The following is a 15,379-nucleotide window of genomic DNA, read 5'->3' on the forward strand; positions in this document are numbered from 1 at the left end:
GCAAGGAGGATGCAGTGAACTACACGATTACATCCGTCGAACTGGACAGCAAGAACCGGAAACGTTATCTCATCTATGTGGATGGCAGAGTGGAGCCGGCTTTGTCTATCCATGAAGATTTGCTGATCCGTTATCGATTGTTCAAAGGTACGGAGCTATCGCCCGAAGCAGTGGCCGATATTATCCGGGATGATAACCGTTATCGTGCTTATGCACTTGCTGTATATTATTTAGGTTTTAGTCCAAAGACAAGCAAAGAAATTGAACGTTACTTAACTCGTAAAGAGCTCGAAGAAGAATCGATTGCATATGCAATCGAGCGGCTCAAGCAGGAGAAGCTTATCGATGATGCGGATTATGCAGACCGATTCGCGAGGAGCCGTGTAAGAGCCGGAGGGAAGGGCAGGCTGCTGATTAAACAGGAGCTTACGCTGCGAGGAGTGGACCGAAGAACAGCGGATTCCGCAGTCGCAAATATTGATCAAGAAGCAGAGCAGTCGGCCGCCGATCGGATTGCAGAGAAGCGTTGGCGTTCGATATCAGGTGAGTCTTCCGATAAGTACCGCAAAATAACACAATTTCTGCTTCGGCGCGGATTTCCTGGAGAAGTTGTAAGACGAGCTGTTAAGCGCGCGATGAAGGCAGCGGAGGCCGAACTCGATGACGATGATTCAGTTTGGCTTGACAATTGATTTTGTCAAAAGATAAAATGATTTTGTATTCTTTCTTTTTGAATCGATTTTCCTTCCAAAAATTGATTCGAACAGATTATTTCAACTAAGTTTAGTCGATTATTCGGTATGGAACCGGCTAAGAAAACAAAATATCATCCCAAGCGTTGAACTTGGTATGCAACGAGGAGGTGAACAAGATGCACACGGCTGTATGGATCTTGATCGTTCTCGTTGTTGGTGCGATTTTCTTTGGGATTGGTTATTTCATTCGCAAATCGATCGCCGAAGCCAAAATTCAAAGCGCTGAGCATGCCGCAACTGTCATTATTGACAGTGCTAAGAAAGAAGCGGAAGCGCTGAAGAAGGAAACTGTGCTTGAGGCGAAAGATGAAGTCCACAAGCTCCGTTCCGAAGCTGAGCGTGACATCCGCGAACGGCGCAGCGAAGCATCGCGTCAGGAGCGTCGTCTTCAGCAGAAGGAAGAGGCGTTGGATAAAAAGTTAGAAGCGCTTGAGCGCAAAGAAGAGCAAGTAGCCAACAAGGAGAAACGTATCGAGGAAACACAATCGCAGATCGATGTTCTCTACAAGCAGCAAGTGACCGAGCTCGAACGAATCTCTAACCTTACGATGGAGGATGCACGCAGTATCATCTTGTCCAACGTCGAGCAGGAAGTGCGCCATGAAACGGCGCAAATGATTAAAGAGATCGAGCAGCAAGCGAAGGAAGAAGCGGATAAGAAGGCGCGCGACATCATTTCGCTGGCGATTCAACGGTGTGCGGCGGATCACGTGGCGGAGACGACCGTGTCGGTTGTTGCGTTGCCGAATGAAGAAATGAAAGGCCGTATTATCGGTCGAGAAGGTCGAAACATTCGCGCTTTGGAAACATTGACCGGTATCGATCTCATTATCGACGATACGCCGGAAGCGGTCATATTGTCGGGCTTTGACCCGATCCGTCGAGAAATCGCTCGGACTTCCTTGGAGAAGCTTGTAGCTGATGGACGAATTCACCCGGCACGTATTGAGGAGATGGTCGAGAAATCCCGTAAGGAAGTGGACGAACGTATCCGCGAATATGGGGAACAGGCTACCTTCGAGGTTGGTGTACATGGGCTGCACCCGGATTTGATCAAAATTTTGGGTCGATTGAAATATCGTACAAGCTACGGTCAGAATGTGCTTAAACATTCGATGGAGGTCGCTTATTTGACGGGTCTGATGGCAGCGGAGCTCGGCGAAGACGTTACACTCGCCAAGCGATCTGGCTTGCTGCATGACATCGGCAAAGCGCTCGACCATGAGGTTGAAGGCTCGCACGTTGAGATCGGTGTTGAACTAGCGAAGAAGTATAAAGAGCATCCGGTAGTTATTAATAGTATTGCCTCCCACCACGGTGATTGCGAAGCGACCTCGGTCATCGCAATGCTCGTCGGAGCAGCTGACGCGTTGTCAGCAGCACGTCCAGGAGCACGTCGTGAGACGCTGGAGACATACATTAAACGTCTGGAGAAGCTTGAGGATATCTCCGAATCGTTCGAAGGTGTTGAGAAATCGTATGCTATCCAAGCTGGCCGAGAAGTACGTGTCATGGTTCAGCCTGATAAGATCGACGATACGGAAGCATTCCGCTTAGCACGCGATATTACGAAGAAGATTGAGAGCGAGCTCGATTATCCGGGCCACATCAAGGTTACGGTAATTCGAGAAACGCGCGCGGTCGAATACGCCAAATAATTGAATCGGTGCAAACGACGAAAGTGGCTGCTAACCAGCCACTTTCGTCGTTTGTATGGACGCTTGTTCGTACATACTAGCCTCAGGTGTTGCTAGTAGGAAGCTTTGTCTGAGGGTAGAGTAAGGAGTTTAAGGGGACCCATTCCCTAATATTTATGGAGGGATTTCCAAGTGAAAATCTTGTTTATTGGAGACATCGTCGGTAGTGTAGGACGAGCTGCAGTCAAAAAAGTGTTGCCTGCGTTAAAGACGAAATATAATCCGCACATTATTATTGCTAATGCGGAAAATTCGGCAGCAGGGAGAGGTATTACAGCATCTATTGCGAAGGAACTGTTCGATTCAGGTGTACATGGCATTACAATGGGTAATCATACATGGGACAATAAAGATCTGTTCGAATGGATCGATGACGAGCCGCGTCTAGTCCGCCCGGCTAACTTTCCTCAAGGAGCGCCGGGGCAAGGTGCCGCACTCATTAAAGCTAACGGCAAATCGCTTGCGATCATCAATTTGCAAGGCCGGACGTTCCTGCCCCCAATCGATTGTCCGTTCCGCAAGGCAGACGAACTGATCGAGGAGATGCGATCGAAGACGAACCATATTCTCGTCGATTTCCACGCTGAGGCGACATCAGAGAAAATTGCAATGGGCTGGCATTTGGACGGGAGAGCGACGCTCGTTGTCGGTACGCATACGCATGTACAAACGAATGATGACCGGATATTGCCGGAAGGGACAGCGTACTTAACGGATGTCGGAATGGTCGGCCCTCGAGACGGCGTGCTCGGTATGGAGCGGACAGCTGTGCTCCGTAAGTTTTTGACTCAGCTGCCTTCACGCTTCATCGTCGATGAAGGGGATTGGCATTTCCATGCCGTGCTTGTAGAGACGGATGAGGCGACCGGGAAAGCGACATCGATTGTAAAGATACGCCAGACAGAAGAAACGCTAATGTTTTTTTAGTTCAATCTGACAATTGTCTAACAATTCGGAATACTTTGCAAAGTGCAAGCCATAAAAGAAGGAATCTTTCTGCCTCCCTCGAATATTTATAATTAGTGGAATCCATCCATCATTCCCGAGGAGGTACTTTTTCATGGAAGTATTAAAAGTTTCAGCAAAGTCCAATCCAAACTCTGTTGCTGGCGCGCTGGCGGGTGTGTTGAGAGAACGTGGCGGCGCCGAACTGCAGGCTATCGGGGCTGGTGCGTTGAACCAGGCGATCAAGGCGGTGGCGATAGCAAGGGGCTTCGTCGCGCCGAGCGGGGTAGATCTGATCTGCATTCCCGCTTTCACAGATATCGTAATTGATGGAGAAGACCGGACGGCCATTAAATTGATTGTGGAGCCAAGATGAATAGGTAGTCAATAGAGTTGGATGGAAGTGGAAGTGTGATGGATGAACCTGTTTACGTACGCTGTAAGCAGGTTTTTTGCATGTATGACAATGCGCATATCGCATATTAAAAAGGAGAGTGCCGTATGACTACCCAGAGCAATCCGCAGCTGCCTGTCGTCGATTTTCATTGCGATGCGCTCTGGAAGCTGCTTGAGCATGAGGAGCTTGATTTTGTGACAGATGAGAACGGTCTGCTGGATGTAACACCTGATCGGCTGATTGCTTCAGATACGGTGCTTCAGACGTTTGCCATCTTTGTGCCTGATCGACTTGCGGATAAAGAGTCGATCTGGAAAAGCGTTGACTTATTTTATGGAAAAATATTAAGAAATCCGCATCTTACGTTAATTCGAACAGCCTCTGATTTGAAAGCCGCAGTAGCTGGCGGCCGTATCGGCGCGTTATTGTCATTGGAAGGTGTCGACAGCCTGCAGGGCGATCTTACGATGCTGCGGCTGCTATACCATCTGGGGCTGAGGGCGCTCGGCTTGACCTGGAATCATGCCAATTGGGCAGCTGATGGCGTCATGGAGCCCCGTCAGGGCGGCTTAACGGCAAAGGGGCGCAAGCTTGTTGAGGAATGTGAGCGGCTTGGCATTATTTTGGACGTTTCCCACCTTTCGGAGAAAGGGTTCTGGGAGCTTACCGAGCTGGCGGAGCGCTCATTTATTGCTTCTCACAGCAATGCGAGATCGCTTTGCGCGCATCCTCGTAATTTGACCGACGATCAGATTCGAGCGCTTATCGCGATAGACGGACGAATTGGGGTAACCTATGTTCCGTACTTCGTGAAGGATGGTGGAGGGGCAGCGATTGATGATGTTATCCGCCACATGGACTATATCGCGTCGCTTGGTGGGGCTCGTCATCTCATGCTTGGCTCTGATTTTGACGGAATTGATCAATACGTGGATCATCTTCGCAGCCCCGGTGATGTGTCCAAGCTTATTGATGCAATGCTTCGAGCTTTTCCGGAAAGCATGGTACGCGACGTTACATCCCGTAATGCGATTCGTTTTCTTGAGGACCGATTGCCGCACGGATAAAGGGAGTGATGGGCAAGTTAGATGTCGAATCCATATGAACAGCATCGAAAAGAATGATAAATTAATTCGAGTGCATAACTTGCATTTTCATTCCACCTCTCATAAAATTTAAATGATATTCATTATTAATAAACAATTTTTTTGAACTTTTTGAATGCAGTTGCGTTCTTAACAAAGAGGAGATGGACGTTTTGATTAGTCAATTGTCTTGGAAGATAGGAGGACAGCAAGGGGAAGGCGTTGAAAGTACAGACCGTATTTTTTCCACAGCGCTTAACCGCCTTGGCTATTACCTGTATGGCTACCGCCATTTCTCTTCGCGTATTAAAGGTGGGCATACGAACAACAAAATTAGAATCAGTACACAGCCGATTCGTGCCATTTCCGATGATCTTGATATACTTGTCGCATTCGACCAAGAAAGTATTGATCTTAACGCGCATGAGCTTCGCTCGGGTGGTGTGGTCGTAGCGGATGCGAAATTTAATCCTGTTATACCTGAAGGCATCGACGCGCGCTTATTCGCGGTGCCGATTACGGCTATCGCCGAAGAGCTCGGCACTTCGCTTATGAAGAATATGGTGGCCTCTGGAGCGTCATGGGCGTTGCTTGGGCTGCCGCTTGAAGTGTTTAATAAAGCGGTAGAAGAAGAATTCGGACGCAAGGGTCAGGCAATCGTTGAGAAAAACGTTGAGGCAGTAAAGCGCGGCGCTGAGTTCATACTTGAGCAAGCGGGCGGACCGCTGGATGAATTTAAGCTGGAGGAAGCAGACGGTAAGCAGAAGCTGTTTATTATCGGTAACGAGGCGATTGGTCTCGGCTCGATCGCAGCAGGCTGCCGTCTTATGTCTGCTTACCCAATTACACCCGCTTCGGAAATAATGGAATATCTAATTAAGAAGCTACCTAAATTCGGCGGCACTGTCATTCAGACAGAGGATGAAATTGCAGCTGTTACGATGGCAATCGGTGCGAATTATGCCGGCGTACGGACGATGACGGCTTCGGCTGGTCCTGGTCTGTCGTTGATGATGGAAGCGATTGGTCTAGCCGGCATGACGGAGCAGCCGCTTGTCATCGTCGATACGCAGCGCGGCGGGCCTTCGACGGGCTTGCCGACGAAGCAGGAGCAATCCGATTTGAACGCGATGGTATACGGAACCCACGGCGAAATTCCGAAGGTCGTTATCGCCCCAGCGTCGATCGAGGACTGCTTCTATGACATGATTGAGGCATTCAACGTATCGGAGCAATATCAAGTGCCTGTTATCGTCATGACGGATTTACAGCTATCGCTCGGTAAGCAATCGTGTGAAGTGTTTGATTATGATTCGATTCATATTAACCGCGGCAAGCTCGTAACGAATGTGCCCGTGTCTGAAGATAACGCACTGTTCAAACGCTATGAGCTGACAGAGGACGGAATTTCACCTCGCGTGCTTCCGGGTGAGAAGGGTGGTCTTCACCATGTGACCGGCGTCGAGCATGACGAGGTCGGACGCCCTTCCGAGAGCGCGGTTAACCGGAAGAAAATGATGGATAAACGGCTTAACAAGCTGAATGGTCTGCGTATACGCGATGCGATTCGGGTAGATGCAACGCATTCGAATCCGGATTTGCTGATCATCGGGATGGGCTCGACGGGCGGCACGATTGATGAAGCACGACGCAGACTCGAAGCGGATGGCATTACGTCAAACCATGTGATGATTCGCCAGATTGCACCATTCCCGGCTGAGGAGCTGTCTGCTTATTTGAACGGCGCCAAACGGGTAATTGTCCTAGAGAATAATGCTACGGCGCAGCTCGCTTCACAAATTAAGATGCATGCCGGTTACGCTGACAAAATTCATAACCTTCTTAAATATGACGGTAATCCGTTCCTGCCGTCTGAAGTGTATAAAGCATGCAAGGAGTTGAAATAGATGGCAACATTCAAAGACTTCCGTAATAACGTTAAGCCGAACTGGTGCCCAGGCTGCGGCGACTTCTCGATTCAGGCTGCAATTCAGCGGGCGGCGGCTAACGTTGGCTTGGAACCGGAAAATCTTGCAGTTATTTCAGGGATCGGCTGCTCGGGACGGATTTCAGGTTACATTAATGCATATGGCTTGCACGGCATACATGGTCGGGCTCTGCCAATCGCGCAAGGCGTGAAGCTGGCAAATCGTGATCTTACTGTAATCGCGTCTGGTGGTGACGGTGACGGCTTTGCTATCGGGATGGGTCATACAATTCATGCGATCCGTCGTAATCTTGACATTACGTATATCGTCATGGATAACCAAATTTATGGCTTGACCAAAGGTCAAACTTCTCCGCGCAGCGCAGAAGGCTTTAAGACGAAGTCGACGCCGGAAGGCTCAATCGAGTCCACGCTGTCGCCGCTTGAGATTGCATTGTCTGCAGGCGCAACCTTCGTCGCACAGTCGTTCTCCAGCGATTTGAAGCAGCTGACCTCGCTTATCGAGCAGGCTATAGCGCACAAGGGCTTCTCGCTGATCAACGTATTCAGCCCTTGCGTAACGTTTAACAAGATCAATACGTACGATTGGTTTAAAGAACATATCGTTAATTTGAATGAATTCCCAGATTACGATCCGTTGAACCGTATTGCTGCCATGACGAAGATTATGGAGACGGGCGGCATGCTGACTGGACTGATCTACCAGAATAAGGATCGTAAATGCTATGAGGACATGATCGTAGGCTTCAAGGAAGAGCCGTTGGCACACCAGTCGCTTAATATTAGCCGTGAATCATTCGATCAGCTGGTTGCCGAGTTCAAATAATTATCAGTATAATAAGGCATACGGCCATTTACGTTGGGCGTATGCCTTTTACTTGTATGAGGGCGAATATGGATGAAGAAGGTAGAAAGAAGGCGATAACTATGAGTAAGCAGGTTCCAGTCGGCGTATCGGCAAGGCATATTCATTTATCACAGGAGCATGTCGAGCTGTTGTTCGGTCAAGGCTATCAGCTGACGGAGTTGAAGCCGCTGTCACAGCCAGGACAATATGCCGCGAATGAGACAGTAGCGGTCATCGGACCAAAGGGATCTTTCCCGAAAGTACGTATTCTTGGTCCAGCACGTAAAGCAACGCAGCTCGAAGTGTCCCGCACGGATGCCGTTGCATTAGGTGTGAAGGCGCCATTACGTGAATCGGGCGATACGAAAGGCTCGGCCGGCATTACGATACAAGGTCCAGCGGGAGAAGTGACGATTGAAGAAGGCGTTATCGTGGCAGCCCGCCATATTCATTTTCATACGAGCGACGCGGAGAAGTGGGGCATTGCAGATAAGCAAAAGCTACGTGTCCGTGTTGGGGGAGATCGTGGAGTCGTGTTCGAGAACGTCATCGCGCGCGTATCGCCGGATTTTGCATTGGACATGCATATCGATACGGATGAAGCGAATGCAGCTGGTGTAGAGAACGGACAGATGGCGGAAATTATCGATTAGCACGATACATAGAGCAGCGAACCTGCCGCATTAACGGTTATATGACCTTAATGCGGCTTTTTTTGATTGGACACTGGAAAGAGTTTTACAACTGTCATTTAAACTTTATGGATATTCCTTTGTCGTAATGGTATAATTTCATGATGGTGAATCCGTTTATCATATTCGTAATTTATGATTGTATAGATGAGGAGAAGTGAATCCTACCATGACGAAGGAGACGACGAAGGACTACTCCAAATATTTTGATTTCAGCAACGCGAAAGTTGTGAACCGGGACGAGCATTCGACGACTTATCGAATTAACGGCCGCAATATTCAAATTAACTCGGCGCCGAACTATCGTGAAGAGAAGAAGCGGGGCAAAGAGGATATTCTCGTGCACCGTGATTTCACTATTGCGGAGGAAGTAAGCGGACTGGGTGCAGGCAAGCGTTACATGATTACAACCTATGGCTGCCAGATGAACGAGCACGATACTGAGGTCATGAAAGGCATGCTGGAGCAAATGGGGTTCGTGGAGACGGACGACCGTTTGCAAGCCGATTTGATTTTGCTTAATACGTGTGCGATTCGTGAGAATGCAGAGGATAAAGTATTCGGCGAGCTCGGACACCTGAAGACGCTGAAGCGTGAGCGTCCGAATTTGCTGCTGGGCGTATGCGGCTGCATGTCTCAGGAAGAGTCTGTCATCGGCAAAATACTCGAGAAGCATCAGCACGTCGATATCGTGTTCGGAACGCACAATATTCATCGACTTCCTTACCTGCTGCAGAATGCATATTTCAACAAAGAGATGGTCGTTGAAGTATGGTCGAAGGAAGGCGACATCATCGAGAATTTGCCGAAGAAGCGTGAAGGGCTGAGGGCTTGGGTCAACATTATGTATGGTTGCGATAAGTTCTGTACGTATTGCATCGTGCCGTATACACGAGGTAAGGAGCGGAGCCGCCGTCCGGAGGACGTGATCGCCGAGGTGCGCGAGCTGGCGCGCGAGGGCTATAAGGAAATTACGCTGCTTGGGCAGAACGTGAATGCGTATGGCAAAGATTTCGAAGATATCGAGTACCGATTTGGTGACCTGATGGCAGACATCGCGAAGATCGATATTCCGCGCATTCGGTTTACGACAAGCCATCCTCGCGACTTTGACGATCATCTGATCGAAGTGCTGGCAGGTCGCGGCAGCTTAGTGGAGCATATTCATCTGCCTGTACAATCGGGCAGCACAGCCATACTTAAACGGATGAGCCGGAAATATTCCCGTGAGACCTATTTGGAGCTCGTGAAGAAGATTAAAGCTGCGATCCCGGATGTTGTCTTAACAACGGATATCATTGTCGGTTTTCCTGGAGAGACAGATGAACAATTCGAAGAGACGATGTCGCTTGTCCGTGAGGTTGGCTTTGATTCGGCTTACACCTTCATTTATTCGCCGCGCGAAGGCACGCCGGCAGCCGGTATGGAAGATAACGTACCGATTGAAGTGAAGAAAGAGCGCTTAACCCGTCTGAACGATCTGATGGCGGAGCTCGGACGTAAAAGTAACGAGAAGCTTCGCGGTCAGATCGTAGAAGTGCTCGTGGAAGGCGAGAGCAAGAACAATTCCGCGGTTTTGTCGGGGCGTACCAGAACGAATAAACTCGTTCACTTCGAAGGACCGAAGGAATGGATTGGCCAACTGATCCATGTTCGGGTGACGGAGCCGCAAACTTGGTATATTAAAGCTGAACCAATATTAAATAGTGAAGCGGTGTCCTAATACGACACACGACGATAGGAGCGATTATCAATGGCAGAGCAGCATGCGCATCAATGCGGGGGCCACGACCACGAACACAGTGGCGGATGCGGCATTCCAAGCTTTCATACGCGGGATTTGATTGTCCGTAAGGACGTGATGGAGAAGGCAAAGGAGCTTGCCGATTTGATTTATTCGTCTGAGGAAGTAACGCGTTACCGTAAAGCGGAAAAGCTCATTCAGGGTCACGAACGCGTTCAAGAAATTATGGCGCTCTTGAAGAAGAAGCAGAAGGAAGCTGTTGCATTCGAGAAGACGTTCAAGAATGAAGCCATGGTGAAAAAAATTGAGCAGGAGATGGAAGAACTGCAGGATGAGCTGGACGGCATTCCGGTCGTTGCCCAGTTCCAGCAATCGCAATCGGACATTAACTACCTGCTCCAGCTTGTAATCGGCATCGTTCGTGATACGGTGGCGGAGAAGCTTGAGGTCGAAGGTGCAAGCGCTGCGGAAGAGCCAGCGGACTGCAGCAATTAAGCACAAGATTACTTGACGAGTTCTATCCGAGGACCTTCCTTTGGAGCAGGACTTGTCTTTTTTATAGGGTGTAGAATTTAGAACGATGAGTGTAACGCTTGGGCTTTTCCGAGCAATTCGTATATAATGGAAGTTGATTTGAGCTTTCGATATGGAGAGGAGCGAACGATCAAGAATGAAACCTTTTGTCTTTCATAATCCGACTCGATTGTATTTTGGAGCGAACACGCTTAGATACCTCGCGGATGAGGTTGAGAAATATGGTAAGAAGGTGCTGCTTGTCTATGGCGGCGGCAGCATAAAACGTAATGGGTTGTATAACGAAGTAATGGCGCAGCTCGAGCAAAGCGGCTGCACTGTTAGTGAGCTGGGAGGCGTAGAGCCTAACCCGCGTCTATCGACCGTTCATCGGGGAGCGGAAATAATTCGACGTGACGGTATTGAATGGGTGCTCGCAGTAGGCGGCGGCAGTACATTGGACTGCGCGAAGGCGATTGCAGCCGCTGCTCATTATGATGGTAACTTCTGGGATTGTGTTACGCGTAAAGCACCGGTTAAGTCAGCGCTGCCGCTTGGTACGGTATTGACGCTTGCGGCAACCGGCTCGGAGATGAATTTAAACTCCGTCATTACGAATGAGGAGACGGTGGAGAAGGTAGGCTGGGGAAGCCCGCATGTATATCCGGCATTCTCGATCCTGGACCCTAAGAATACCGTCACGACGCCGAAGGATCATACCGTCTACGGTATGGTTGATATGATGGCGCATGTATTCGAGCAGTATTTCCATCATGACAGCAATACGCCGGTTCAAGATGGTCTAGCGGAAGGGATATTGCGTGCAGTAATTGCAACAGCGCCGAAGCTCGTTAACGATTTGGGCAATTTAGAGTACCGTGAAACGATTCTCTATTGCGGTACAATGGCGCTGAACGGTATTTTGGCGATGGGGACAGTCGGCGATTGGGCGAATCACGATATGGAGCATGCCCTATCTGCCGTATATGACATCCCGCATGGGGGCGGACTTGCGATTTTGTTCCCGAACTGGATGCAATATGTACTTGACGATAATGTTGCTCGGTTCCGGCAGTTCGCTGTTAACGTATTTGGTGTTCGTGAGGACGGACGTTCCGACCGGGAGATCGCAGAAGAGGGCATTAAGGCGCTTCGCAGCTTCTGGAATTCGATCGGCGCGCCATCACGATTGTCCGATTACAATATCGACGACAGCCGTTTCGAAGAAATGGCTCTTAAAGCGGTAGGCGAAGGTACACGCGGTAATTTCCGTAAGCTGACAAAGGAAGACGTCATGAACATTTACCGGATGTCTCTGTAATTCGGCACCCGGTATATAAACAAACAGGGAGAGCCGGTTAGTGGCTCATCCCTGTTTGTTTTTGGTAAGGAATTGGTTCGTATGAATTACGGGGACGTATCATCTTCACGACGGGCAGCAGTGACATGGTGAGCGCCGTCGCCAATACGGATTTGATAGCATCGCCAGGTAAGAAAATAAAGCAGCCCTTGACCATTGCTTTGTTAAAGGAGTACGTCTCAACTGTATGCATGAGCCAAGGTATAGCCGGTACATAGCATAGCAGCGAGCCGCACACCTCGAAGATAAGGAACAGACCGACCATCAGAGCTAAGCGATTGCTGCTGTATCGGCTATTGAGCAGCTTGCCGACAAGCCAGCCAATCGTAATGGTGCTAAGCAGAAAACCGACTAAATAGCCGCCAGTTGGTCCAGTTATGTAGGCAATTCCACCTTCGCCATGCAGCAGATGAAGTCCGGCAGCTGTTAAGAGCAGGACGATGAAGATGCTGGCAAAGCCGAGCCGGGGACCTAGAAATGCGCCGGCAAGCATGACGGCGAGCATCTGGAGCGTGATGGGTACGGTGCTGAAGCTTAACTTGAATGAAACAGAGCTTAAAGCGATGAAGAGTGCAGAGAACAGGGCTGTGTAAACAATACTACGAATCGATCCGTTTTGCATGACGCACCTTCCTCAGTATCAAAGTATATGTTAACCTATTTATTATATTGTTGGTTAACAAAAAGAATCATAGCACACGTTTGCTTATATAGGAAGAGGCTAGGTGAATTTTTTTGTACGATTTCCGATGGCAATTGGAAGATGTCGATTTATTCGTGCATGCACCGTCCCTAATAGAGGGTTCTATTCCGAATGCTAGAATAGAAGACGCGGACAGAAAGCCGGTAGAAGAACGACAGCTTTTGCATCAAATCAACTTAACGATTAAACCGGGCGAGTGGGTGTTTCTTGTTGGTGCGAACGGCAGCGGCAAAAGCACGTTGGCGCGGCTGCTCGCTGGTTATGGCAGCTGGCGAGCGACAGGCTCGATTCGCGCTCGACATCATGCATACGAAAGCAGTAAAGCTGTTTCCTTCACTCCGCTTGTAATGCAGAACCCGGAAGCATCATTGGTCGGGATGACACCAGGCGAGGATGCGATGCTGTTATTGGAGCAGTTAGGGGTACCGGCAGAAGAAATAGCCCCTCGTGTTCAGGCTGCGCTCCGGAGGACAGGAATAGAGGCGCATCAAGCATCGCCCATTGCGCGATTGTCCGGCGGACAGAAGCAGCTGACCGCGATAGCCGGGTGTATCGCTAGCGGGGCTGATGCGCTGCTGCTCGATGAACCGACCTCGATGCTCGATCCCGATGCATCTGACACGGTCTTGAAGGCCGTTCGGGCGCTTCATCACTCGGGCACGACCGTCATATGGGTGACGCAGCGGCTTGAGGAGATTGGCCCGGGCGATCGGATCGTCTCGCTCAAAGACGGACGAATAACCTATGATGGTTCGGCCGAACAGTTCTTCATCCGTCCAAGCGTGAACATGCCAAGCGCTTGCGAGCAGGCTGGGATCGAAGCACCTTATATTGTAGAAACGGTATGGGCGCTTCAGGCCGAGGGTATCGTTCTGCAGCCGTCAATGCCGCTTACGGCATCCGAGCTAGCGAAAGCGGTGAAGAGCTATGGTCAATAACAGCTGGCGCATAACGGGTCTTCGGGTCCGAGCAGGCAGCACTGATATTTTGAACGGAATAGACGCTTCATTGGATTACGGAACGATATCGCTACTAATCGGTCCGAATGGAGCCGGCAAGACGACGCTGCTTGAAACGATTGCCGGTCTGCGAAGAGTAGAGGAAGGGACAATAACGCTTGGCGGGCTGCCGCTTATACAGGGACGCCGAGTGAACCGAGACGTATTGCTCCGAACAGGAATCTCATTCCAGCAATCGTCGTCGCAATGGTTTTTGCCGACTGTAGCCGAAGAATTTCGGTATTCGCTCCGCCCTTACCGTCTGGCTGCGAAAGAGCCAGCATTGCATGAGCGAATGATGAAGGCACTTGAGGCAGCCGGTTTGGAAGCCTCTTTGCCGTTCTTGACCCGTGATCCGAGGACGCTGAGCGGCGGGCAACAGAAGAGGCTGGCGCTCGCTATGCTGCTCGCTACGGAGCCGGAATGGCTGCTGCTGGACGAGCCGACAGCGGGTCTAGATATGGCCGGCGTAACACAGCTGCGATCCATCTTATCCGCCCACCGTGCTCGTGGAGGCGGTGCTTTAATCGTCACCCATGATATCGAAGCGCTGCTTCCACTTGCGGATACCGTTATTATTGTGGAAGCGGGACGAATTCGCGCGATTAGGACGGCTATCGAGCATGCTAAGATTATAGGTACAGCAGAGTCCTGCATGCCCCAGCCACTTGCGGTAGCCCGACAGCTGCGCGAGTCAGGGATTGAAGTTCACGGAGGAGGTCCGCCTTGGGCGGCGCCCCGTGAGCTAGCAACAGCGTTAGCGTCGAAGCTGCACGGAAACCAAACGTGTACAGCTTCATCTGAGAAGCTATATATCACGAAGAATGAAACATCACTAGATGAGCACTCCATGGAGAGTTTCGTTCCGCCCGCCGAACCTTCGCAAGCTGCCAAGGTCATACCAGATCGGGGAAGGAGTATGTGGCGATCATTTTGGTGGCCGTCTGCTCCCGTTCGGGATGACCGGTATGATCCGAGAGCGATTATTGTTAGTTATTATTTATTCGCAACCGGAGCGCTGCTTCAGCAGAGCTGGTACGGTTTGCTCGCTGTCACCCTTATCGCTTATTTATTCGTATGGAGGCCGCTCTCATCAGCGATTGCGCCATGGCGTGGAGCCGTCGTCATGTATATTCGGATGATTATGATTTTCGTGCTATTCGCTGGTATTAACATTAATCCACTAAGCTTTAGCGTTGACGCCGCTCTCATCACCGGCTTCCGGCTTAGCAAGCTGTTCGTCATTATGGTGACAGGGCTTCCGATCACGGCAATGGTAACGCCGCTACGGCTTCAGCGAGCGCTGGAGCAGACATTTGGGTGGCTGGAACGGTTCCGCGTTCCGGTTAGACAAGCCGCTTTGACGATTGCGCTTATTTTTCGGTTCGTACCGATGCTCATTAACGAATGGGATCGATTCGTCCGGATTGCGCTTGCAAGGGGGAAATTGGCGACTAGACCTGGCAGACTGCCGGCGCGGATGATTTATACCGTATTAGCGCCATTCCTGCATGGGATGCTTCGTAGTGCGGATGAGCTGACCAATGCGCTGGAGGCAAGAGGCTTCGGACGAGTAGGCATTACGCCGACAAGAGCGCTCATCCTAAGATGGACGAAAGCTGACTATATTATGGTGGTATTGTTTACTTTATTGTTTGCTTTCATGTTCATGCTTCAAACCGTAGTGTCTTAAAC

Annotated in this window: 14 protein-coding genes; 13 read left to right on the forward strand and 1 reads right to left on the reverse strand. The window is 50.1% G+C overall.

All coding sequences use genetic code 11. From position 1 onward, the window contains the following. Positions 1-14: 14 nt before the first annotated feature. The 11 genes from PXY01_RS06650 (at position 15) to PXY01_RS06700 (ending at position 11,944) form a co-directional block, all read left to right on the forward strand. The gene (locus tag PXY01_RS06650; RefSeq protein ID WP_127568530.1) at positions 15-692 is read left to right on the forward strand and encodes a RecX family transcriptional regulator; all 678 of its coding nucleotides are present in this window, start codon (positions 15-17) and stop codon (positions 690-692) included. Positions 693-871: 179 nt separating this feature from the next. After that, positions 872-2,413 (forward strand): ribonuclease Y, encoded by a 1,542-nt coding sequence (gene rny / locus PXY01_RS06655; protein WP_127568532.1) that lies wholly within the window; start codon positions 872-874, stop codon positions 2,411-2,413. Positions 2,414-2,584: 171 nt separating this feature from the next. Next, positions 2,585-3,379, forward strand: a complete 795-nt coding sequence (locus PXY01_RS06660) for a TIGR00282 family metallophosphoesterase (protein WP_127568534.1) — start codon at positions 2,585-2,587, stop codon at positions 3,377-3,379. A gap of 133 nt (positions 3,380-3,512) precedes the next feature. Then, entirely contained in the window at positions 3,513-3,773 is a 261-nt protein-coding gene (locus PXY01_RS06665; RefSeq protein WP_006211249.1) for a stage V sporulation protein S, read from the forward strand. Positions 3,774-3,898: 125 nt separating this feature from the next. Next, positions 3,899-4,861: a dipeptidase gene (locus PXY01_RS06670; RefSeq protein ID WP_127568536.1), complete on the forward strand. Its 963-nt coding sequence runs from the start codon at positions 3,899-3,901 to the stop codon at positions 4,859-4,861. Between the two features lie 191 nt (positions 4,862-5,052). Beyond that, positions 5,053-6,786, forward strand: coding sequence for a 2-oxoacid:acceptor oxidoreductase subunit alpha (locus PXY01_RS06675; RefSeq protein ID WP_127568538.1), 1,734 nt, complete (start codon positions 5,053-5,055; stop codon positions 6,784-6,786). After that, positions 6,787-7,653, forward strand: coding sequence for a 2-oxoacid:ferredoxin oxidoreductase subunit beta (locus PXY01_RS06680; protein ID WP_127568540.1), 867 nt, complete (start codon positions 6,787-6,789; stop codon positions 7,651-7,653). A gap of 101 nt (positions 7,654-7,754) precedes the next feature. Beyond that, a complete protein-coding gene (gene pduL / locus PXY01_RS06685; protein WP_127568542.1) occupies positions 7,755-8,327 on the forward strand; it encodes a phosphate propanoyltransferase in 573 nt (190 codons plus the stop codon). A 208-nt stretch (positions 8,328-8,535) separates the two neighbouring features. Beyond that, the gene (gene miaB, locus PXY01_RS06690) at positions 8,536-10,089 is read left to right on the forward strand and encodes a tRNA (N6-isopentenyl adenosine(37)-C2)-methylthiotransferase MiaB (protein WP_127568833.1); all 1,554 of its coding nucleotides are present in this window, start codon (positions 8,536-8,538) and stop codon (positions 10,087-10,089) included. Between the two features lie 30 nt (positions 10,090-10,119). Then, positions 10,120-10,605: a YlbF/YmcA family competence regulator gene (locus PXY01_RS06695; protein ID WP_127568544.1), complete on the forward strand. Its 486-nt coding sequence runs from the start codon at positions 10,120-10,122 to the stop codon at positions 10,603-10,605. A gap of 175 nt (positions 10,606-10,780) precedes the next feature. Further along, positions 10,781-11,944, forward strand: a complete 1,164-nt coding sequence (locus tag PXY01_RS06700; protein ID WP_127568546.1) for an iron-containing alcohol dehydrogenase — start codon at positions 10,781-10,783, stop codon at positions 11,942-11,944. Positions 11,945-11,981: 37 nt separating this feature from the next. Here PXY01_RS06700 and PXY01_RS06705 read toward each other — a convergent pair whose 3' ends face one another. Beyond that, positions 11,982-12,605 (reverse strand): biotin transporter BioY, encoded by a 624-nt coding sequence (locus PXY01_RS06705; protein WP_127568548.1) that lies wholly within the window; start codon positions 12,603-12,605, stop codon positions 11,982-11,984. A gap of 242 nt (positions 12,606-12,847) precedes the next feature. Between PXY01_RS06705 and PXY01_RS06710 the strand changes: the two genes are divergently transcribed. Both PXY01_RS06710 and PXY01_RS06715 read left to right on the forward strand, forming a co-directional pair. Next, a complete protein-coding gene (locus PXY01_RS06710) occupies positions 12,848-13,624 on the forward strand; it encodes an energy-coupling factor ABC transporter ATP-binding protein (RefSeq protein ID WP_164744319.1) in 777 nt (258 codons plus the stop codon). Beyond that, complete coding sequence (locus PXY01_RS06715) at positions 13,614-15,377, forward strand: ATP-binding cassette domain-containing protein (RefSeq protein WP_127568558.1); 1,764 nt, start codon at positions 13,614-13,616, stop codon at positions 15,375-15,377. The genes PXY01_RS06710 and PXY01_RS06715 overlap by 11 nt, the downstream gene beginning before the upstream one ends. Positions 15,378-15,379: the final 2 nt, after the last annotated feature.

Origin of the sequence: Paenibacillus xylaniclasticus, from assembly GCF_004001065.1 — a bacterium.
Lineage (GTDB): Bacteria > Bacillota > Bacilli > Paenibacillales > Paenibacillaceae > Paenibacillus_T > Paenibacillus_T xylaniclasticus.